Source organism: Gordonia sp. PvP123 (genome assembly GCF_040547295.1).
GTDB lineage: Bacteria > Actinomycetota > Actinomycetes > Mycobacteriales > Mycobacteriaceae > Gordonia > Gordonia terrae.
The window spans coordinates 44192-65137 of record NZ_JBEPPN010000001.1; the positions used below are offsets into that span (position 1 = coordinate 44192).

General features: G+C 70.0%; 19 protein-coding genes and 1 riboswitch. Of the genes, 4 read left to right on the top strand and 15 right to left on the bottom strand.

The window, feature by feature from the left end; all coding sequences use genetic code 11:
- Positions 1 to 4: 4 nt before the first annotated feature.
- The 6 genes from ABIC25_RS00195 to ABIC25_RS00220 form a co-directional block, all read right to left on the bottom strand.
- On the bottom strand, positions 5 to 1012 hold the full coding sequence (locus ABIC25_RS00195; protein WP_354559467.1) for an oxygenase MpaB family protein: 1008 nt from the start codon (positions 1010 to 1012) through the stop codon (positions 5 to 7).
- Between the two features lie 120 nt (positions 1013 to 1132).
- Positions 1133 to 1858 (bottom strand): VOC family protein, encoded by a 726-nt coding sequence (locus ABIC25_RS00200; RefSeq protein ID WP_354559469.1) that lies wholly within the window; start codon positions 1856 to 1858, stop codon positions 1133 to 1135.
- Positions 1855 to 2178, bottom strand: a complete 324-nt coding sequence (locus ABIC25_RS00205; RefSeq protein WP_064572134.1) for a hypothetical protein — start codon at positions 2176 to 2178, stop codon at positions 1855 to 1857. The genes ABIC25_RS00200 and ABIC25_RS00205 overlap by 4 nt, the downstream gene beginning before the upstream one ends.
- Before the next feature lie 96 nt (positions 2179 to 2274).
- On the bottom strand, positions 2275 to 2496 hold the full coding sequence (locus tag ABIC25_RS00210; protein ID WP_004019024.1) for a DUF3263 domain-containing protein: 222 nt from the start codon (positions 2494 to 2496) through the stop codon (positions 2275 to 2277).
- A gap of 218 nt (positions 2497 to 2714) precedes the next feature.
- Complete coding sequence (locus tag ABIC25_RS00215) at positions 2715 to 3896, bottom strand: DUF475 domain-containing protein (protein ID WP_354559471.1); 1182 nt, start codon at positions 3894 to 3896, stop codon at positions 2715 to 2717.
- Positions 3893 to 4258 carry a hypothetical protein gene (locus ABIC25_RS00220; protein WP_374206298.1) on the bottom strand — a complete coding sequence of 122 codons (366 nt, stop codon included), beginning with the start codon at positions 4256 to 4258 and terminating at the stop codon, positions 3893 to 3895. Before ABIC25_RS00220 ends, ABIC25_RS00215 begins: the two co-directional genes overlap by 4 nt.
- 332 nt (positions 4259 to 4590) lie before the next feature.
- Here ABIC25_RS00220 and ABIC25_RS00225 point away from each other — a divergent pair, with 332 nt between their 5' ends.
- Positions 4591 to 4935: an RNA polymerase-binding protein RbpA gene (locus ABIC25_RS00225; protein ID WP_004019027.1), complete on the top strand. Its 345-nt coding sequence runs from the start codon at positions 4591 to 4593 to the stop codon at positions 4933 to 4935.
- A gap of 77 nt (positions 4936 to 5012) precedes the next feature.
- Here ABIC25_RS00225 and ABIC25_RS00230 read toward each other — a convergent pair whose 3' ends face one another.
- The 5 genes from ABIC25_RS00230 to cobN form a co-directional block, all read right to left on the bottom strand.
- Positions 5013 to 5831: a polyprenol monophosphomannose synthase gene (locus ABIC25_RS00230; protein ID WP_004019028.1), complete on the bottom strand. Its 819-nt coding sequence runs from the start codon at positions 5829 to 5831 to the stop codon at positions 5013 to 5015.
- Positions 5815 to 7509, bottom strand: coding sequence for an apolipoprotein N-acyltransferase (lnt, locus tag ABIC25_RS00235; protein WP_354559472.1), 1695 nt, complete (start codon positions 7507 to 7509; stop codon positions 5815 to 5817). Before lnt ends, ABIC25_RS00230 begins: the two co-directional genes overlap by 17 nt.
- Complete coding sequence (locus ABIC25_RS00240) at positions 7506 to 9140, bottom strand: amidohydrolase (protein WP_354559474.1); 1635 nt, start codon at positions 9138 to 9140, stop codon at positions 7506 to 7508. The genes lnt and ABIC25_RS00240 overlap by 4 nt, the downstream gene beginning before the upstream one ends.
- Before the next feature lie 105 nt (positions 9141 to 9245).
- On the bottom strand, positions 9246 to 9755 hold the full coding sequence (locus tag ABIC25_RS00245; RefSeq protein WP_101818895.1) for an FxsA family protein: 510 nt from the start codon (positions 9753 to 9755) through the stop codon (positions 9246 to 9248).
- A gap of 125 nt (positions 9756 to 9880) precedes the next feature.
- Positions 9881 to 13630 carry a cobaltochelatase subunit CobN gene (gene cobN, locus ABIC25_RS00250; protein ID WP_435529054.1) on the bottom strand — a complete coding sequence of 1250 codons (3750 nt, stop codon included), beginning with the start codon at positions 13628 to 13630 and terminating at the stop codon, positions 9881 to 9883.
- A gap of 72 nt (positions 13631 to 13702) precedes the next feature.
- Positions 13703 to 13838: riboswitch (cobalamin riboswitch) on the bottom strand.
- A gap of 3 nt (positions 13839 to 13841) precedes the next feature.
- Between cobN and cobG the strand changes: the two genes are divergently transcribed.
- From cobG to cobJ, 3 genes are read left to right on the top strand one after another with little or no spacing between them, the layout of a single operon-like run.
- Positions 13842 to 15002: a precorrin-3B synthase gene (gene cobG, locus ABIC25_RS00255; RefSeq protein ID WP_354559476.1), complete on the top strand. Its 1161-nt coding sequence runs from the start codon at positions 13842 to 13844 to the stop codon at positions 15000 to 15002.
- A gap of 13 nt (positions 15003 to 15015) precedes the next feature.
- Complete coding sequence (locus ABIC25_RS00260; protein ID WP_239398743.1) at positions 15016 to 15639, top strand: precorrin-8X methylmutase; 624 nt, start codon at positions 15016 to 15018, stop codon at positions 15637 to 15639.
- A gap of 2 nt (positions 15640 to 15641) precedes the next feature.
- Positions 15642 to 17249: a precorrin-3B C(17)-methyltransferase gene (gene cobJ, locus ABIC25_RS00265; RefSeq protein ID WP_354559477.1), complete on the top strand. Its 1608-nt coding sequence runs from the start codon at positions 15642 to 15644 to the stop codon at positions 17247 to 17249.
- Here the strand turns inward: cobJ and ABIC25_RS00270 are convergent.
- The 4 genes from ABIC25_RS00270 to dprE2 are packed head-to-tail and all read right to left on the bottom strand — an operon-like array spanning position 17202 to position 20906.
- A complete protein-coding gene (locus tag ABIC25_RS00270; protein WP_354559479.1) occupies positions 17202 to 17981 on the bottom strand; it encodes a cobalt-precorrin-6A reductase in 780 nt (259 codons plus the stop codon). The two genes, cobJ and ABIC25_RS00270, sit on opposite strands and share 48 nt — an antisense overlap.
- Positions 17978 to 18754 carry a cobalt-precorrin-4/precorrin-4 C(11)-methyltransferase gene (locus tag ABIC25_RS00275; protein WP_248645429.1) on the bottom strand — a complete coding sequence of 259 codons (777 nt, stop codon included), beginning with the start codon at positions 18752 to 18754 and terminating at the stop codon, positions 17978 to 17980. The genes ABIC25_RS00270 and ABIC25_RS00275 overlap by 4 nt, the downstream gene beginning before the upstream one ends.
- Positions 18751 to 20112, bottom strand: a complete 1362-nt coding sequence (cbiE, locus tag ABIC25_RS00280; RefSeq protein ID WP_354559480.1) for a precorrin-6y C5,15-methyltransferase (decarboxylating) subunit CbiE — start codon at positions 20110 to 20112, stop codon at positions 18751 to 18753. Before cbiE ends, ABIC25_RS00275 begins: the two co-directional genes overlap by 4 nt.
- Positions 20109 to 20906: a decaprenylphospho-beta-D-erythro-pentofuranosid-2-ulose 2-reductase gene (gene dprE2, locus ABIC25_RS00285; protein ID WP_248645427.1), complete on the bottom strand. Its 798-nt coding sequence runs from the start codon at positions 20904 to 20906 to the stop codon at positions 20109 to 20111. The genes cbiE and dprE2 overlap by 4 nt, the downstream gene beginning before the upstream one ends.
- Positions 20907 to 20946: the final 40 nt, after the last annotated feature.

Consider the following 20946-nt stretch of genomic DNA (forward strand, 5'->3'; position numbering starts at 1 on the left):
GAGCTCAGCTCTGCGGTGAGTCACCCGGCTTCGGGTGGTACTGGTAGGCGGCACTGGCCTTCTCGCGAACCTTCATGGCCTGGATCGCGTCGTGGTGGCGCCGCGCGTGATAGGCCAGCGGGAAATACGTGAGCCGCTCGGGCAGGGTGCGGTAGGCGAATCGCAGATTGCGATGGATGCGCTCGAGGTGCCGCTGCTCGGCGTCGGTCCAGGTGAGCCCCAAAATCTCGCGGACCCGCGGGTCCATCACACCGACGGTGGTGAGGTAGTTGAAGTTCTGGAACGGCACCGACGCGGTGGCGGCCGCCTTCTTGGCGGCGGGCCGCAGAGCTTTCGGTACCGACTTCGGGATGACCGGTGCGGCACGCATCTGATCGATCAGCTCCAGGGCGACCGGGTGCCGGACCAGTTTGTTCTCGATGAAGTCGTCGAAGTACTCGTCGAACTCCTCGAGGGTTTCGGGATAGTTGTTCATCGGCACCTGGACGATCTTCGCGATCCGACGGTTGTCCCGCAGGAGTTCCCGGCGCTCCTCGAGGGTGAAGTGTCGGCCCAGAACCAGCGGCGCGGCGGTCTCGATCGTGGGTAGCGCGGTGGCGATCACCCAGGCGTACGCTTCCGGGTTCAGCGCGCTGATGTGCTTTCCTTCGGCATTGCGCATCTGCAGCGGCTGATGCAGCTTGCGGAGTCGTTTGCCCTCTTCCAGGGCCTCCTGCCCCCCGTAGGTCCAGCGCAGCACGGAGTCGGCCGACCGGATCGCACGGCCGACCGGATCGGTACGGAACACGGAGTATTTGCCGACGACGTCGCCGATGACCGGGTGCATGACCTGCATCACGAACGCCGCCCCGTTGATCGGGAGGAAGGTGTACATCCCTGTGAGCTTGGCGGTCAGCGAGTCCGGCGGGATCAGCTCGATCTCGTCATCGCGGTGGTTCAGCAGAGGCTCGGCCGCCACGGAATCTCCGGCTTCGGATTCGGTTGCTGTCCGTTCGTCATGTACCGCGGTCATGGTGCCCCCAACGATGGTCTCGGAAACTGCTAATTCGACAACATTCGTAGTCAGATTAGCGCAGCCGTTCCCGAAAACCCACCGTTTGCCGGATTTCAGGTGCTTGGAGGCGAGCCGGACTCAGGCCTCGGGGCCGATGACCACGGTCCGCGTGGCGAGTTCGCGATGACGGACCGTGAAGATCCGTGTGCCCTTCTTGCGGCCGACCCGGATCTCGCTGAGATCGAGCCCGGCGGCCGTCAGGCGTGCGTGGGTGGCATCGACATCGATCGAGCGCCACGCGGCGCCCCACAGTGTGACCGGCGATGACGGCACCGGATCGGCCGGCGGTCGTGGCGCCGCGACGACTTCGACGATCAGGTCGCCCCGCCGGAAGAACAACTGGCGGGCGTCCTGCCCGATCGGCTGATCGAGCCGGAAGTCGAGGTCGAAGGTCCCCGCGAACAGCGCGACGGCGACATCCCGGTTGTCGCAGGTGAAGACCAGATGGTCGAGCCCGGTGAGGTCGCTGTCGGGGCCGGCCACCGGATCGGGGCGCGCCGCCATCCCGATCGGAGACGTCTCGCCGAGCGCGCCGAGCACGGAGTCGGTGAGTGGGTAACCGCGCCGACCGAGCAGGCGTCGGGCCGCCGGGACGTCGTCGACGGTGAAGTAGACGCCATGGGAGTCGGACCCGCCGGACGGCGCCCGCAGCGAGAGCACGACATTGCCGACGGTCAGCGTCCGGCGGCCGTCGGTGTCGGTACCGACCTTCCGTCCGAGCAGTCGCTCATAGGTCGCGGCGGTCGACGAGGGATCGTCGCTCGCGAGGTCGACGAGGGCGTGCGGTCCGGGCAGTATCGTCACCGCTTCTTCTTACCTTTTCGACGACGGGCCGCCGGCGGCGGCACCCGTCGGTGGATCAATTGCGCGGAACTGGTGATATGCCAAGCGCCGCAGGAGCACTCGTAGTACCGCAGCTCCGAGGATGTGCCGATGAGGTGGCGGCGCAGCCGATCGATCCCTTCGCGCGCGTCCGCGGGTGAGGCGAACGGCAACTTGTCGGGCGTCGGGCACGCCGGATAGTCGACGCCACCGCGGCGGGCGCGACGAGGCTGATCGCGAAATGCGGTGCGTGCCTCGACGTCGCGATAGAACGCCTCGAGATCGTCGTCGGAGAAGGGCACCGGTCGATTATCCCCTGAGCCAGGCGTTCCTCGCGCCGGGCGGGCCTGGTTCTGCGCAAGCGGATCGAGAGCTGACGGATCGAGAGCAGCGGAGGATCAGCGCGCCATCCAGAGTCGGCGGCGGATGACCTCACGCATACGACGTAGCTCCGACGCTGTGAGTGCCGACGGCGGATCGGTGTCGACGAGACGATCGACCTCGGAGAAGAAGTCCCGATCCGTGAGACCGAACTCCTCGCCGATCTGCCGTGACGAACCCCCGCCCAAGGGGTACCAGTTCGTCTCGAACTGGATCATCTGCTGCTGCTTGCTGTCCATGGAAGCCACCGAATTCTGCGTTTTCGACCTAGAACCTGAACGTGCGTCGCGGAGCCCGTGCGGCAGTTACCTCTACCTGTGGGCCTACGCGTGATGCACGTCACCGACGACGTCATTTGTACACCTGTCGACCGACAGAAGACAGCGGGTGGCCCAGGCTGATTCCAAAGGTGCCGCAAACGTTCATCACACGTTCGAGGAGGGCGCGGGACCGACCCTCAGACGGCCAGCCGGTCGGGGCTCGCCGCCCGTGCCTCGCGTCTGTTCGCACGAATGCTGCTCGCCAGCGACGCCCCGATGAACGCCACCCCGACGAGCCCGGTGACCACCTCGTTGATCTCGAACTCGATGCTGATGAGCAGGATCGCGGCGAGGGCTCCGATCGCCCAGTGCGCGCCGTGCTCGAGGTAGCGATACTCCCCCAGCGTCCCCTTGCGGACGAGATAGATCGTGATGGACCGCACGAACATCGCGCCGATGAAACCGAGCCCGAGCGCGATGATGATCGGGTCCGAGGTGATGGCGAACGCGCCGATCACCCCATCGAAGGAGAACGAGGCGTCCAGCAGCTCGAGGTAGAGGAAGAGGAAGAACCCGGCCTTGCCGGTGGCCACGGTGACCGGGTGCGGGCCGGATCGTCCCCGGTCGGCCTGCTCGGCCCCAGCCCCGTCTGCTCCAGTCCCGTCTGCTCCGTCCCCGTCTGAATCTGCGTCGTCCTCAGTCGCCGGGTCAGCGTCGGGTTCGGCCATGAACAGCGAACTCAGTCCGTCGACGGTGATGTAGGTGACCATGCCGAGGATCCCGGCGATCAGCACCGTCGCGCGGACCTCATCGGGTGCGAGGAACTCGGCGGTGAGCACCAGCGCGAGTGAGGCGATGACCACCGCCAACTGGTCGAGCTTGCCGAGTGTCGCGAGCGGCCGCTCGAGCCACGTGAGCCACGTCTGCGGGCGCTCGGTGAGCACGAAGTTGAGGAACAGCAACAGCAGGAACATCCCACCGAACGCCGCGATCTGTGGGTGCGCCTCGGTGAGGATCGTCTCGTAGCTGGGCTGACCGTCGGCGAAGTGCGTCTGGCCCTCGGGCGGCGGGTTCATGGCCAGGTCGAGCGCCTCGACGGGGTTCAGGTTGCCGGTGATCCAGACGATCACGAGCGGGAACAGCAGACGCATGCCGAACACCGCGATGAGGACGCCGACGGTGAGGAACATGCGCTGCCAGAACGCGCTCATCCGTTCCAGGATGGTCGCGTTGATGACCGCGTTGTCGAAGGACAGCGACACCTCGAGGACGCCGAGGATGGCGCAGAGCGCGAGTCCGGTCCAGCCGAGATAGAGGTAGGCGACGACCAGCGCCACGAGGGTGACGACGAGCGACGGTGCGAAGATGCGCCCGATCACCGCAACTTCTCGGCTTCCCGCGCGAGCTCGAGCAGGGTCTCGGTGAGGCCGGCGAGAACGTCATGGTCGGCGCGTTCGGCGACCGCGGTGCCGAGGTCCTCGGCCGCACACCGCAGTGCGAACATCCGGTCACCGAAGTCGGCGGCCTCGGCCGAGGACAGGATCACCGCGTCGTCGGGAATGGATGTGCCCTCGAGCAACGTTCTCTGCTCGTAGGCACGCTGCCTGCACGAACGTTTGCAGTACTTCCGACGACGCCCCAACTCGGAGTCCACCATCGTGCGACCGCACCAGGCGCATGAGTAGGGCCGGCGCCGGCGCGCGGCGCCGAGTCGGTCACCGCCTGGGGCGCCGGTCTCCACACGGTGCGAAGTGCCTGGATCCACACCGAGACCGTACCGCTGTAGCCAGTCGCCCCGCTCGCTGCGCTCCCGGCGGCGGCCAGCCAGTCGCCCCGCTCGCTGCGCTCCCGGCGGCGGCCAGCCAGTCACCCGCTCGCTGCGCTCCCGGCGGCGGCCGTGCTGACCGCGTCGGGCAACACGGGGCGTCGCCGATGAGGAACCTGCGCGCGGATGCGCGTAGAATGTTCCTGTTGACGACCCGAAAGTCGTGCGCAGCGCTGCGTGCGAAGCAGGAATGCAACAGAGATCACCCGGCAGACCGGGAGATCCGACGAAGTTGAGAGGAACCCTTCATGGCAGATCGAGTACTTCGGGGTAGCCGCCTCGGCGCGGTGAGCTACGAGACCGATCGAGACCACGACCTCGCGCCACGACGCATCGTCCAGTACCGCACCGACAACGGCGAGATCTTCGACGTGCCGTTCGCCGACGACGCGGAGGTCCCGTCGAAGTGGCCGTGCAAGAACGGCATGGAAGGCACCATCCTCGAGGGCGCCGAGCCCGAGGAGAAGAAGGGCAAGCCGCCGCGCACCCACTGGGACATGCTCCTGGAACGTCGCAGCGAGGAAGAACTCGAAGTGCTGCTCAACGAGCGCCTCGACCTCCTCAAGCAGCGACGCAAGGGCATCACCAACTGACAAAGCGGGCGCTCGACGCCCCGAACCGAACAGACCCGGCAGGATCACCTGCCGGGTCTGTTCGTCTGTTCAGCGGCTCATCGCGTCCGGAGGAGTCCCCAGCGTTCGAGCCTGCTCTGGACACCCCAGCGGGCGACCATCGTGAATGCCTCGGACATCACGCCACCGCTCATCTTCGAGACGCCGATCTCACGTTCGGTGAAGGTGATCGGCACCTCCCGGACGTCGAACCCGGCGCGCACGGTCCGCCACGCGAGATCGATCTGGAAGCAGTATCCGGCGGACTCGACGGTGTCGAGCTGGATCTTCTCCAGCACGATGCGGCGGTACGCGCGGAAGCCGGCGGTGATGTCGTGGACACCCGCGCCGAGGGCGAGCCGGGCGTAGGTGTTGGCCCCGCGCGAGAGGAACTCGCGGCGCTTGGGCCAGTTCACGAGCTTGCCGCCGGGGACGTAGCGAGACCCGATCACCAGATCCGCACCGTCGTTGACGGCGTCGAAGAGCCGGTTCAGCTGTTCGGGTGCGTGACTGCCGTCGGCGTCCATCTCGACGATGACGGCGTAGTCGCGGTCGAGTCCCCACGCGAAACCGGCGAGGTAGGCCTTGCCCAGGCCGTCCTTCTCGACGCGGTGCATCACGTGCACGCGTTCGGCATCGTCGGCCCGCGCGAGTTCGTCGGCGACGTCGCCCGTACCGTCCGGGCTCGAGTCGTCGACGACGAGCACGTGCGCCCCCGGCAGCACGTCCTGCAGTCGTCCGATGATGAGCGGCAGATTGTCGCGTTCGTTGAACGTCGGCACGACGACCAATGCGCCCGTGCCGTCGGCGCCGACCACGCGTTGCGGCGCGTCGTCGGGCCGCCGCTGCCCTGCCGTGGCGTCAATCCCCGATGCCATCGAGCTCCTTCGTGTCACCGGTCGCCCGTGCGGCGACCCTGCGTGGCCTGAGTGAGAACCTAGTACGCGAGCGCAGCGCAAACAAAAGCCCGACCACTGCGGCGATGATCGCCAGGACCTCAGGCCACGGGCCCAGCCGGGTCGCGAGGGTCATCTCGTCGTGCAGCGGAAGACGTCCGGTCAGCACATCCGAGGTGAAGATGCCCGACTGCCGACTGATGGAGCCGTCGGGCTCGATGACGGCGCTCACACCGCTGGTGGCCGCGACGACGACGGCCCGCCCGTGTTCGACCGCGCGGACCTGTGACATGGCCAACTGCTGGTAGGTCATCTCGGTACGGCCGAAGGTCGCGTTGTTGGTGGGGACGAAGAGCATCTGCGCGCCCTCCCGCACGGACTGTCGCGCGGCCCGGTCGAAGGCGACCTCCCAGCAGGTGGCGACCCCGACGGTCACCGTCCCGGAACGACCGGGCACGTCGACGACGGTGGGTCCGGTGCCGGGGCGGAAGTCTCCGGCCATGTCGGCGTAGGACGAGAACAGGCGGAAGAACGGCCGCCACGGGAGATACTCCCCGAACGGCTGGACGATGTGCTTGTCGTAGCGGGCGACCGAACCCTTCGCCCCGTCCCACACCAGGACCGAGTTGGTGGGCCGGCCGTCGGGGTTGCGGATGAGGGTGCCCACCAGGATCGGTGCGTCGACGGCCTCGGAGGCGGCGGTGATCTCGGCGGCGGCGTCGGCGTTGTCCAGCGGTGAGATGTCCGAGGCGTTCTCGGGCCAGAGGACGAAGTCGGGTTGCTCGGTCTGCCCCGTGTCGATCGCCCGGCCGTAGGCCATCGTGGTGCGCACGTGATTGTCGAGGACGGCACGGCGCTGGGCGTTGAAGTCCAGCCCGAGACGCGGCACGTTCCCCTGCACGGCGCCGATGCGGGCCGAGGACGTGGCGATGTTCCGGTCGAGGCTGGCAGGGGTCGCCGCGATCGCGGCGATCGGCGCGAGCAGCGCGATGGCGACCGCCGTGGTGGCGATGCGCACGACACCCGAGGAACGTTCGGCGACCGGAACCGGGCCATCGGTGACCGGTGCCGGGGCCGGCGTCGGACCGCCATTCGAGCGGGTGCGTCGGTAGGCGCGGACGAGGACCACGAGCAGCCAGGCGACCGAGGAGCCGAAGAGCGCGACACCCGCCGACAACCCCGGTGCGCCGAGCACCGAGGCCAGCGGCAGCAGCGGACCATCGACCTGACTGAAAGCCGTTCGCCCCCAGGGAAATCCGCCGAACGGGAACGCGGAGCGCAGCGCCTCGACGAGCACCCAGCACAACGTGAACCACACCGGTGGCACGGGTAGCCGCATCGTCACGGTGGCGATCGCGCCGAAGAGCGCGAGATATCCGGCGAGTATCGCTGCCAGGGCGAGCCACGGCAGCGGGCCGACGTAGACGCCGATCCACGGGAGCAGCGGCACGAAGAACGCCAGGCCGAAGACGAAACCGATCCAGGCGCCGGTGCGCACCCGGGGCGTCCCGATGTACAGCGCGGCGAACAGGAGGCCGAGTCCGAGGACGGCGAGGAACCACCAGTTGCGCGGCGGGAAGGCCGCCCACATCGCGACGCCCGCGGCCACGGCGGTTCCGGTCTGTGTGAGCCAGGACCGGGAGACCCGCGGCGGACTCATCCGGCGTCCCGGTCGTACAGGGTCCGGCCCCGGTGCACGGTGCGTACGCAGCGCGGTAGTTCGGCCCCCGGCGAGACGTCCGGCAGCGCCGGGACCCGCGACCGCGGATCCGTCGACCATCGCTGGACCTTCTCGTGGGATCCCGCGACGACGAGGTCGTCGATTTCCCAGACCGCGTAGCTGGCGGGGGCACCGGGCGTGAGGGTGCCGGTCACGCCGTCGTTGACTCCCCCGGCCCGCCAGCCGCCGCGCGTCGTCGCGGCGAAGGCGCCGCGTGCCGAGATCGCGTTGGCCGGCTGATGGTGATGCACGGCAGCACGGATCGTCGACCACGGGTCGATCGCGGTGACCGGTGCGTCCGATGAGAACGACAGGGCGACTCCCGTTTTGGCCAGCATCGCGAAATCGTTGAGAGTTGCCGCACGGGGTGCGCCCAGACGGGCGTCGTACAGGTCGCCCGGTCCGCCCCATTCGGCGTCGAACAGCGGTTGCATGCTGGCGATGACGCCGCAGCGCGCGAGGACCTCCGCGTCGGCGGCGGTGACCATCTCGGCGTGTTCGAGTCGGTGCGCGCACCGTGCCAGTGCGGGCGTGCCGAGTTCGTCGGCGAGGTCGGCGAGGGCGCCGACGACCACACCGGTCGCGGCGTCGCCGATGACGTGGAAGCCTGCCTGGATGCCCGCGATCGTGCAGGCCCGCAGGTGGTCGCGGATCGCCTCGGCGTCGAGATAGCTGATGCCGTGGGTGTGCGGATCGTCGGTGTAGGGCTCGGAGAGCCACGCGGTGTGCGAGCCGATGGCGCCGTCGATGAACAGGTCGCCGCCCAGGGCGTCGGCCCGCGTGATCGACATCAGTTCGCGGGCGTGGTCGGCGTCGGTGACAGCCTGTCCCCAGTAACGCCGGACCTCGACGGGGTGGTCGAGTTCGGCCAGCGCCAAGAAGTCGTCCATACCGCTGATGTCGGGTCCACCGTTCTCGTGGACCGCGACCACACCGTGGGCCGCGGCCCCGTCCAGCGCACGACGCTGGGCACGCTCACGGTGCGCGGCGGTCACGAGGAGCCGGGCAGCGCCCCGCACAAGGTGGTGCGCCTCGGCGACCAGCGGTTCCTCCGGGTGGTACCCGACGGCGTCGGCCAGGTCCGGGATGAGGCGTCGAAGCGCGGTGGACGCCACCGCCGAGTGCTCGTCGATCCGGGCGAGATAGACCGGTCTCGTCCCCACGACGGCGTCGAGCTCGGTGGTCGTCGGGAACCTGCCGTCGTCGGGTTCGGCACCCGCCCAGGTCGAGTCGTCCCAGCCGAGACCCCAGATGAGGTCGCCTCCCTCGTGCGCGGATTCGGCGGCCACCGCCTTCTCCACGAGCCGCAGACAATGCGTGCGGCTCGACGCCTCGTTCAGGGTCAATCCATCGAGCCCGAGTCCGGTGGAGGTCAGGTGCACATGGGAATCGACGAAGCCCGGACTGACGAAGAGTCCGCCCAGGTCGATGATCTCGGCGTCGGGGTGAAGCGCACGTCCGACGTCGTCGGTCCCGACCCAGACGACGATTCCGTCGGTGACGGCCATCGCGGTCGCGTCGGGGGCGGCCGGCGAGTACACGGCGCCGCCGAGAAGCAGTTGGGTTGCCACGATCGTTCAGTGTGCCTTGCCGTCGGTGAAGGGTGGCGAGGGGTCCGGTTGCCGGGCGTCGGGATCCCGGGCGGTGTCGCCAGTCCGACGCAATACAGAACGGGCTCAGCGGCCCTGTGGCAGGCCCCGGGTCCCGAACGGCGTGGTGGCCGACCCCGGCTCGGGCGTGTCGGATTCCACGACGGAGCCCTCGACGACGGTTGCGCCACGTCCCGCGCCGTAGACGCCGGTGGCGTAGACCCCGGCCCGGTCCATGGCGGTCGCGACCCGGCGCGCACCGACGGCCACGACGACCGGACGCATCACCCGACGGGTGGGCGGGAACAGCAGGAGGGTCCCGGCCACGGTCGACACGACACCCGGGATGACCAGCAGCAGGGTCGACACGGCGACGAGCGCGGTGTCGGCCAGCGGTGCACGGGCGTCGACCTCGTTCCGGGACGCCCGCTGCAGCTCGCCGAAGACCTTGCGGCCCTGCCAGCGCAGGACCACGACCCCGAGGACGACGGCGGCGAGGCTGATCAGCACCGCCCAGCCGAACCCGAGGGTCATGACCATCGCGACGAATGCGGCGATCTCCAGTACGGCGTAGGCCGCGAACCAGCGGAGAGCCATGATGCTTCACCTGTCCTTCGGTGCCCTTCGGCACCCGTTGACGTCAGGGTCTGCATCGGTAACGAACGAGTGCCCGATTTTGCTCCCGAGGGGTGGTTTCGACAAGCTCAACCAGCGGTGGGCGGTCAGTCCTCGCCGCGGCCTTCGATGTCGCCCTCGGTCTGCAGGTAGACGTTGCGCAGGGCGTCGAGCAGCTCGGCCGGCGGCTCGCGCCACATGTCGCGTTCGACGGCCTCGAGCAGACGTTCGGCGATCCCGTGCAGCGCCCAGGGGTTGGACTGCTGCATGAACTGCTGGTTGGTCTCGTCGAGGACGTAGGACTCGGTGAGCTTCTCGTACATCCAGTCGGCGACGACGTCGGTGGTCGCGTCGTAACCGAAGAGGTAGTCGACCGTGGCGGCCATCTCGAAGGCGCCCTTGTAGCCGTGGCGCTGCATCGCCGAGATCCACCGCGGGTTGACCACGCGGGCGCGGAACACTCGGCTGGTCTCCTCCGACAGCGTCCGGGTGCGGACGGAGTCGGGCCGGGTGCTGTCGCCGATGTAGGCCTCGGGCGAGGACCCGGTCAGCGCGCGGACGGTCGCGACCATGCCGCCGTGGTACTGGAAGTAGTCGTCGGAGTCGGCGATGTCGTGCTCGCGGGTGTCGGTGTTCTTCGCCGCCACGGCGATCCGCTTGTACGCGGAGCGCATGTCGTCGACCGCGGGCACACCGTCGAGGTCGCGTCCGTAGGCGTAGCCGCCCCATTCGGTGTAGACCCGCGCGAGATCCTCGTCGCTGCGCCAGTCCCGCGAGTCGATGAGTTGCAGGATCCCGGCGCCGTAGGTGCCGGGCTTGGACCCGAAGACGCGCATCGCGGCACGACGCCGGTCGCCGTGTTCGGCCATCGCCGCACGCACGTGGGCGGCGACGAAGTTCTGCTCGTCGGTTTCGTCGTCGGCACCCGCGGCGAGCGCGACCGCATCGTCGAGCATCGTGACCACGTGCGGGAACGCGTCCCGGAAGAAGCCGGAGATGCGCACGGTGACGTCGATGCGGGGACGGCCGAGTTCCTCGAGCCCGATGAGCTCCAGCGAGGAGACGCGCCGGGACATCTCGTCCCACACGGGCATGACACCGAGCAACGCGAGGACCTCGGCGACGTCGTCACCCGACGTGCGCATCGCGCTGGTCCCCCACACCGACAGTCCCACCGACGGGGGGTATTCGCCGTGATCGGCCAGGTAGCGCTCGAGCAGCGAGTCGGCCATCGCCCGACCGGTTTCCCACGCCAGCCGCGAGGGCACCGCCTTCGGGTCGACGGAGTAGAAGTTGCGTCCGGTGGGCAGCACGTTGATCAGGCCGCGCAGCGGCGACCCGCTCGGCCCGGCCGGGATGAACCCGCCGTTCAGAGCGTGCAGCACACGCGGGACCTCACCGGTCGTCTGGCGCAGGCGCGGGACGACCTCGGTGGCGGCGAAGGTGAGCACGTCCCCGACCGCTGTCGGCAGTCCCGCGGTCGCCGCGGTGACGGCCTCGGCCGACCAGTCGTCCTTGGCGCAGGCGGCCACGAGTTCGCGGGCCTGGGCCTCGACGGCATCGACGGAACCCCGCTCGGCCGAGCCGTCCTCGACGAGTCCGAGAGCCTCGCGGAGGCCGGGCAGAGCCGATGTGCCGCCCCAGAGTTGGCGGGCGCGCAGCATGGCGAGGACCAGGTCGACCTCGGCGTCGTCGCGCGGGGGCTCGCCGAGGACGTGCAGGCCGTCGCGGATCTGGACGTCCTTGATCTCGCAGAGCCAGCCGTCGACGTGCAGCAGCATGTCGTCGAAGACCTCTTCGTCGGGACGTTCGGTCAGACCGAGGTCGGAATCCATCTTCGCCGCGGTGAGGAGCGTCCAGATCTGCTGGCGGATCGCGGGCAGCTTCGCCGGGTCGAGCGCGGAGATGTTGGCGTGCTCGTCGAGCAGCTGCTCCAGGCGGGCGATGTCGCCGTAGGACTCGGCGCGTGCCATCGGCGGGATCAGATGGTCGACGAGGACCGCATGAGCGCGCCGCTTGGCCTGTGTCCCCTCCCCCGGGTCGTTGACCAGGAACGGGTAGACGAGCGGGAGGTCGCCGAGGGCGGCGTCGGTACCGCAGTCCGCCGACATGCCGAGGTTCTTGCCGGGCAGCCATTCCAGGTTGCCGTGCTTGCCGACGTGCACGATCGCGTCGGCACCGAAGCCGGTGTCGTGCGCGGCAACCCACCGGTACGACGCGAGGTAGTGATGCGACGGCGGGAGGTCGGGGTCGTGGTAGATCGCGACCGGGTTCTCGCCGAAGCCGCGCGGCGGCTGCACCATGATCGCGATGTTGCCGAAGGTCAGTGCCGCGATGACGATGTCGCCGTCGGGATTGTGCGTGCGGTCGACGAACAGGTCGCCCGGAGCCGGACCCCAGTGCTCGGTGACCGCCGAACGCAGTCCCTCGGGCAGGGTGTCGAACCACGCTCGGTAATCGCCCGCCGAGAGGCGGATCGGGTTTGCGGCGAGGGTCTCCTCGGTGAGCCAGTCGGCATCCTGGCCGCCGGTGGCGATGATCTCGTGGATCAGTTTGTCCGAATCATCCTCGGCGAGACCGGGAACCGATCCCGGACCGGACTCCGGTCCGATGTCGTACCCGGCCGCGCGCATCGCATCGAGCAGGCGCAGGAGGCTGCGCGGGGTGTCGAGTCCGACGGCGTTGCCGATCCGGGCGTGCTTGGTCGGGTAGGCCGATAGCATGACCGCGATCCGCTTGTCCGCGGCCGGTGTCCGACGCAGCCGGGCGTGCGCGGTGGCGATGCCTGCCACCCGGGCGCAGCGCTCGAGATCCGGCTGGTACCACGGCAATCCGTCGTCGTCGAACTCCTTGAAAGAGAACGGCACGGTGATGATCCGACCGTCGAACTCGGGCACCGCCACCTGGGTGGCGACGTCGAGCGGTGACAGTCCGTCGTCGCTGTCCTCCCAGTCCGCGCGGGAACCGGTGAGGCAGAGACCCTGGAGGATCGGGACGTCGAGTGCGGCGAGTCGCTCGATGTTCCACGCCTCGTCGTCGCCACCGGCCGACGCGGTGGCCGGGGTGGCGCCGCCGGCGGCCAGCACGGTGACCACCAGGGCGTCGGCGGTACCGAGCAATTCGAGGAGGTCGTCGGGCGCGGTCCGCAGCGACGCACAGAAGATCGGCAGCGCTCGCGCGCCCTTCGCCTCGATGGCATCGCAGAGCGCGGCGATGTAGCGGGTGTTGCCTGCCAGGTGCTGGGCGCGGTAGTAGAGCACGGCGATCGTGGGGGCGTCGGGACCTTCGTGGCTCGTCGCTTGCGCTCCTCGCACCTCAGGGAGCGGAGAAGGCTCGGCGTGCGCTCCTCGCACCTCAGGGAGCACAGAAGGTTCCGGCCGCGGAGAAGGCGTCCGTTCCAGCACACCCCACGCGGGCGTCTGCTGCGGGAGTTCGAAACCGTTGCCGGTCAGCAGGACGGTGTCGGACAAGAAGTGGTGCAGGTTGACGAGGTTCGCGACGCCGCCGGCCGCGAGGTAGTCGTGGGCCTGCGCGGCGACACCGGACGGCACGGTGGAGTGCGCCATCAGGTCGGGGTCGGGCTGCTGCTCGCCGGAACACACCACGAGCGGCTTGCCGGTCGCCTCGACCGCCGCGAGCCCGTCCTCCCACGCGCGCACTCCGCCCAGGATGCGTACGACGATGAGATCGGCGTCGGCGGCGAGTCGCGGGATGTCCTCGACCAGGATGCGAGAGGGGTTTGCGCCGCGGTAGGACACCGACGCCTCCGTCGGAGCACTGCCCGACGGTGTGTTCTCCTCATGGGCCGCCGAGGCCGTGAGCAGATCGGTGTCCGAGGTCGAGAGCAGCAGGATCATCGTGTCTCCTCGCCGGGTTGTCGCGCCCGGGTGCGTGTCGGTGCCGTGGGTGGCGGGTGCAGTGCGAGGGACTGGTCTGACTCCCGGATGGCCGGTCGATCCCGGCTCCCCGATCACAGTGGCGCGACCGCGCCGGAATCGCACCGGCTTCAGCCCGCTCGCGGTGCGTTCAGCCTACGGCCACCGCACCCGCCGGTCGTAGGCTGGTGGGATGAACCAGCCAGCCCGGGCCGCCGCCGACCGTTGCCCAGGGGTCTTCGACACGCATCCGGCGGCCGACGGCGCACTGGCCCGGGTCCGGCTGCCGGGCGGGCGGATCCGTCCGGATCAGCTTGAGGTGCTCGCCCGGGCGGCCGCCGACCATGCCGACGGGCACCTGGAGTTGACGGTGCGCGGCAACCTCCAGCTGCGCGGGATCACCGACGTCGAGGCCGTCGCCGAGGCGGTCGTCGCGGCCGGGCTCGCGCCGAGCAGCACCCACGACAAGGTGCGCAACATCGAGCTGAGCCCACTGACCGGGCGTATCGGCGGGGTCGCCGACGCGCGTCCGCTCGCCGCGGCCCTCGACGACGCGCTGCGTGCCGACCCGGCCGCGGCCTCCTTGTCCGGCCGGTTCCTGTTCGGGATCGACGACGGCCGCGGGGACATCGCCGCCCGACGCCCGGATGCGTGCGCGGTGATCCGGGCCGACACGCCGTTCGCGGCGGACATCAGCATCGCCGGGGTCGCCGTCGGGTCGGCCACCGGTCCGGAATCCATCGTGAGCGCGCTGATCGCGGTGGCTGCCGGTCTGGGCGAGGTCTCGCCCGGCGCGTGGCGGGTCCGCGACCTCGACACCGACGCCCGGCGTCGACTCACCGACCTCGTCGCGTCGGGTCTCGACCCGGTGATCGACGACGACCCGGACACCACGCCGAGCGCCCCCGGCGAGCCGATCGTCGGCTGGTTCGACCAGGACGACGGCGCGGTCCTGCTCGGCGCGGTCGTCGAACTCGGTCGGTTGCCGGCCCGGCTGGCGGAGTTCATCGCGGCGGTCCAGGCGCCGATCGTGTTCACGCCCGACCGCGAGATCCTGCTCTGCGATCTCGGCGAGGGCGTGGCCGAGACCGTCGTCCGCGTGCTCGCCCCGATGGGCCTGATCTTCGATGCCGCGTCGCCCTGGGCGTCCGTCAGCTGCTGCGTCGGAGCGCCGGGGTGCGCGTCCGCCCACGCCCCGGTCCGGGACGACCTGATGGCCCGTGTGCAGGCCGGCGACCCCGTCGACGAACGCGAGCACTGGGTCGGTTGCGCCCGTGGTTGCGGATCGCCGGCCGAATCCCACCTCTCGGTGGAGGCCACGCCCGACGGCGGATACGAACGGCGGCGCCGTTAGGCTCGTCAGCACCATGACCGAGTACCTACGAGACGGCGCCGCGATCTACCGTCAGTCCTTCGCCACGATCCGCGCCGAGTCCGACCTCTCCGCGTTCGCGCCCGACGTCGCGACCGTGGTCGTCCGGATGATCCATGCATGCGGCCAGACCGACCTGACGCGCGACGTGATCGCGACGCCCGGTGTCGTGGCGGCCGCGCGCGGCGCGCTGGAGGCCGGCGCCCCGATCCTCTGCGACGCCAACATGGTGGCCTCCGGCATCACCCGCAAACGCCTCCCCGCGGACAACGAGGTGCTCTGCCACCTGTCCGAACCCACTCTCCCGACTCTTGCCGAGCAGCTGGGGACCACGAGAACCGCTGCCGCACTGGAGTTCTGGTTGCCCCGCCTGGAAGGTGCGGTGGTCGCGATCGGCAACGCGCCGACCGCACTGTTCGCGCTGCTCGACATGATAGACGACGGTGCGCCCCGTCCCGCCGCGATCGTCGGCGCACCCGTCGGTTTCGTCGGCGCGGTCGAATCCTGCGCGGCCCTGGCCGAGCGCGACGACCTCGAGTTCATCACGGTCACGGGCCGGCGTGGCGGGTCGGCGATCACCGCGGCCGCGGTCAACGCGCTCGCGACCCCGAAGGAATGACGATGGCCCCCATGCACTCGGACAGCTCGGCCGCCGGACAGACGTCGGGTCAGGGCACGCTCTACGGCATCGGGCTCGGCCCGGGCGACAGCGAACTGATGACGGTCAAGGCCGCCCGCCTCATCACCACCGCGGATGTGATCGCGTATCACTCTGCGCGGCACGGCAACAGCATCGCGAGGTCGGTCGCGGAGCCGTACCTGCGCGAGGGCCAGACCGAGGAACGTCTGATGTACCCGGTCACCACCGAGACGACTGACCACCCCGGCGGCTACCAGGGCGCACTCGACGACTTCTACACCGAGAGCGCCGAACGCCTCGCGGTCCACCTGCGGGCCGGGCGTGACGTCGTCCTCCTCGCCGAGGGCGATCCGCTCTTCTACAGCTCGTACATGCACATGCACAAGCGGCTGTCGCCGCACTTCGACGCCGAGATCGTGCCCGGCGTGACCTCGGTGAGCGCGGCGGCGGCGGCCACCGGAGTCCCGCTCGTCGAGGGCGAGGAGACCCTCACGGTGGTTCCGGGTACGGCGTCGACGTCGGAGCTGCTCTTCCGTTTCCGTTCCGGGGACGCGATCGTCGTGATGAAACTCGGCCGGACCTTCGAGCGGGTGCGCGACGCGCTCCGCGAGGCCGGGCGTCTCGACGAGGCGTTCTACGTCGAGCGGGCCTCCACGACGGTCGAACGGGTGCTCCCGGCCGCCGACGTGAATCCCGCGGAGGTGCCCTACTTCTCGATCCTCGTCGTCCCGGGACGCCGCAACAATCCGAGGTTCGAGCCGGAACCCGTGCCCGGTGAGCTCGTCGTCGTCGGGCTCGGCCCGGGCCACGACAGCTGGACCACCCCGGAGGTGCGCACCGAGCTGGCCACGGCCACCGACCTCGTCGGGTACACCACCTACCTCAAGCGCGTCACCCCTCGCCCGGGCCAGCGCGTGCATGCCAGCGACAACCGGGTGGAGGCCGAACGCGCCGAATTCGCCCTCGACCTCGCCCGACGCGGCGCGCGTGTCGCCGTCGTCTCCTCCGGTGATCCCGGCGTGTTCGCGATGGCCGCCGCAGTCGCCGAGGTTGCCGCACAACCGCGGTGGCACGAGGTGCCCGTCCGCGTGGTGCCCGGCGTCACCGCGGCCACCGCGGTCGCCGCAGCGGTCGGCGCGCCCCTCGGACACGACTTCGCGGTCATCTCGCTCTCCGACCGGCTCAAGCCGTGGTCGGTCATCGAACGACGCATCCGTGCCGCGCTCGGCGCCGATCTGGTCATCGCCATCTACAACCCGGGGTCGGCGAGCCGCACCTGGCAGGTCGGCGCCCTGCAGCACACGCTCACCCAGACGGTGTCGCCCGACCGCGTCGTGGTGCTCGGGCGAGATGTCGGCGGTCCGGAGCAGCAGCTCACCATCACCACGGTCGCGGACTTCGACCCTGCCGTCGTGGACATGCGCACGATGATCATCATCGGATCGTCGGCGACCCGGGTCGTGCAGCGCGCAGCGGGCCCGCTCGTGTTCACGCCACGCAGCCACCGTCCGGTGGACACCACCGATCAGACTGCCGACGAGTCAGCCGAGCAGCGCCTCGAGCCAGTCCCGGGCGGCCCCGACCTCTGAGACGACCGGCGAGTCGGGCTCGTCGGGCCGGTCGACCATGATGACCTCGATCCCGAGTTCGGCGGCGGCCGCCAGCTTCGCCGACGTCAGCGGCCCGCCGCTGTTCTTGGTGACCAGCATGTCGATGTCGTTGTCGCGCAACAGCCTCGACTCCGACGCGTGGTCGTAGGGCCCGCGCGAGCGCACCACCTCGTGGTGAGGCGGGAGCGCTCCGGTCGGGGCGTCGACGACCCGGATCAGGAACCACACCGACTCGATCCCCGCGAAGACCCCGACGTCCTGACGTCCGGTGGTCAGGAAGACCCGCCCGCCCCGGGCGGCCACTTCTCGTGCGGCAGAGGGCAGGTCGGGCACACGGATCCAGGTGTCGGAGTCGCCGGGCACCCACGGATCGCGGCGCAGACGCAGCAGCGGTAGCCCCGCGTCGGCCGTGGCTCGCGCCGCATTGCGGGTGATGGTCGCGGCGAACGGGTGGGTGGCATCGACCACGGCCTGAATCCGGTTGCTCTGCAACCAGTCGCGGAGACCATCGGATCCACCGAATCCGCCGATGCGCACCGGGCCGACCGGCAGACGGGGGTCGTTCACCCGACCCGCAAGGGAACTGATGAATTCGATGCCGGACTCGCTCAGGGCCGAGGCCAACGCCCGCGCCTCCCCCGTCCCGCCCAGGATCAGGATGCGCCGAGCGTCATCCGGCGGGCTCGAATCGGTTGTGTCGGGACCGGTCACCGCGTCGACTCACGGTCGGTGCGGAGCTTGGTCATGCGCGCGTGCGAGTACAGGTAGCTGTCGGTGGCCTCGGACCTCGCCGGGTCCAGCACACGACCGACGAAGATGACCGCGGTCCTGCGGATGTCGGCGGCGTCCAGTGTCTCGGGCAACCGGCGCAGCGGGCACCGTACGATCTGCTCGTTCGCGCGACTCGCGAACGCCACTGTCGCGGTAGGACATTCACTGCCGTAGTGCGGGGCGAGCGCCGCCACGATCTCCTCGGCGCGGTGTGCCGCGAGATGAAGTGCGAGCGTCACCCCGGTCGCGGCGAGACTCGCGAGGTCCTCCCCCGGCGGCATGTCGGTCGACAGTGTCGACACCCGCGAGATCAACAGGCTCTGGCCGACGCCCGGGACGGTCAGTTCGGTGCCCAGAGCGGCCGCGGCCGCCGCGAACGCCGGGACACCCGGCACGGTCCGGTGATCGATACCGCGTGCGGTCAGTTCGCGCTGCTGCTCGGCCAGCGCCGAGTAGAGGCTGAGGTCACCCGAGTGCAGGCGCGCCACGTCATGACCCCGCGCGTCGGCGGCGGCGATGACATCGATGATGTCCGGCAACGGCATCCGTGCGGTGTCGACGAGTTCGACCCCGTCGGGACACAGCGCCAGGAGTTCCGGCGGCACCAGCGATCCCGCGTAGACACAGGTGCCGCATTCCCCCAGCAGGCGCGCACCCCGGAGGGTGATGAGGTCGGCCGCGCCGGGACCGGCCCCGATGAAGTAGACGGTCATCGGACTGCCTCCGCGGGTTCGGGCCCGGGGTCGGGCGTCGACGGCGCCGGTTTGTCGACCGCCCACTGCACGATCGGCAGTGCCGGACGCCAGGTGCTCATCGTGCCGAGGGGCGCCACGGTCTCGACCGACAGTCGGCGCAACGTGCCCCCGAGTTCGCCGTGCCGCCGGGTCACGAGGGCCTGGTTCTCGACCGTCACCGCGTTGACGACGAGCCGGCCGCGGTCGGCGAGCGCCGCCCAGGCGAGCGACAGGATCTCCTCGTCGAGTCCGCCGCCGATGAAGACCGCGTCGGGACGGGGTGCGTCGGCGAGTTCGTCGGGAGCCGGCCCCCGCACCGTGAGCCGGTGCGCCACCCCGTGGCGGGCTGCGTTGCGGCGCAGCCGCTCAGCACGTTCGGAGTCGCGTTCGAAGGCGACGACCGTCCCACGGTCGTCGGCACGCAACCATTCGATCGCCACGCTGCCGGAACCGGACCCGATGTCCCACAGGGTCTGCGCCCCGGCCGGGCCGAGCGCGCACACGGTCAGGGCGCGAATCGTCGACTTGGTGATCTGGCCGTCGTGCTCATAGGCATCGTCCGGCCGGCCGGGGAGGCGGGACCGGCGGGGCCCAACGCAGTCGACGGCGACAATGTTCAGCGGGTCCCCGGCCCGACGGCGCCACGACTCCGCGGTGTCGGTGGCGATCTGTTCGGCAGGGCCACCGAGTTGCTCGAGAACGGTCATCGTCGAAGACCCGAAACCGGCATCGACGAGCAGCGTCGCAACGGCCGCGGGGGTGGTCTCGTCGCGGCTCAGTATCAGCACGCGAGCCCCGTCGGTGACCTCGCCGAGCACGACGCTCGGCTCGGCCCGCACCGCGCTGACGATCCGGGTGGTCGCGAGATCCCAGCCGAGGCGCGCACAGGCCAGACTTGCGCTGGACACCGCCGGATACACCCGCACCCGGTCCGCGCCGACGCGGCCGATGATGCTGGCGCCGACCCCGTGGAACATCGGGTCGCCGCTGGCCAGGATGTGGACGATGCCCGCGTGCGCGGTGCCGTCCTCGATGGGCCCGGTCGCTGCGGTCCCAGTGCCCGCCTCGATGGGCCCGCTCGCTGCGCTCCCGGCGCCCGCCACGACCTCGGCCAGGTGTTCCGACATCGGTGACCGCCACGGTCGCAGTTGCGCGCCGAGTTCGGATGCAGCGCCGTCGAGGAGCGCCAATTGTCGTGCGGCACCGTAGATCACCTGCGCACGACGCAACTCGTCACGCACCGTCTCGCCGAGTCCGGGCCAACCATCGGCACCGATTCCGATCACGACGAACTCGGATGCGGGTGGCGACCCGTGAGTTGTATCCGGGGCCGTCATCGGGGAAGTCTCCGCCACACGGCGCGTGGCAGCAGGCGCATCCCGAAGAACACGGGGCGGAGCACACCCGGGATCCAGACCTCGCCGCGTCCCTTGTGGAAGGCGCGCGCCACCGCGTCGGCCACCTGCTCGGGATTGCGCGACAGCGGTGCGGGTTTCACTCCGGACTCCATCAGGTCGCGGGTCATCGCGCCGACCACGAACCCGGGACGGGCCAACAGCAGGCGGGCGCCGGTGCCGTGCAACGCATCTGCGAGACCGCTCGCGAACCCGTCGAGTCCGGCCTTCGTCGAGCCGTAGACGTAGTTGGCACGGCGCACCCGGATACCCGCGACCGACGAGAAGACGATGATCGTGCCTGAGCGCTGAGCGCGCAGGACGGACGCGAGCGGTGTGAGCACGCTGATGTGGGCGTAGTAGTCGGTGTGGGCGATCTGAAGCGCATGTGCCACATCGGTTTCGGCGCGGGCCTGGTCCCCCAGGATGCCGAACGCGACGATCGCGATCCCGATCGGCCCGTACCGCTGCGCCAGTGACTCGACGAGTGCGGGGTGGGAGTCGGTGTCGTTCGCGTCGAATGCGACGGTGTGCACCGCCACCGCCCCGGCGTCGAGGAGGCGAGCCGTCTCGTCGGCCAGGTCGTCGGGGCGACGAGCCGCCAGCACGACGGTCCGCCCGTGAGCGAGACGCGCGGCGGTGGCCACGCCGATCTCACTGCGGCCGCCGAACAGCACGAGGGTGCCGGCCGGGTCGGCGTCCGGACGCGCCGATGCCCCGTTGCTGCGTGATGACATGACCACCAGTATCGCACCGGCCCCGAGACCGACCTCTATC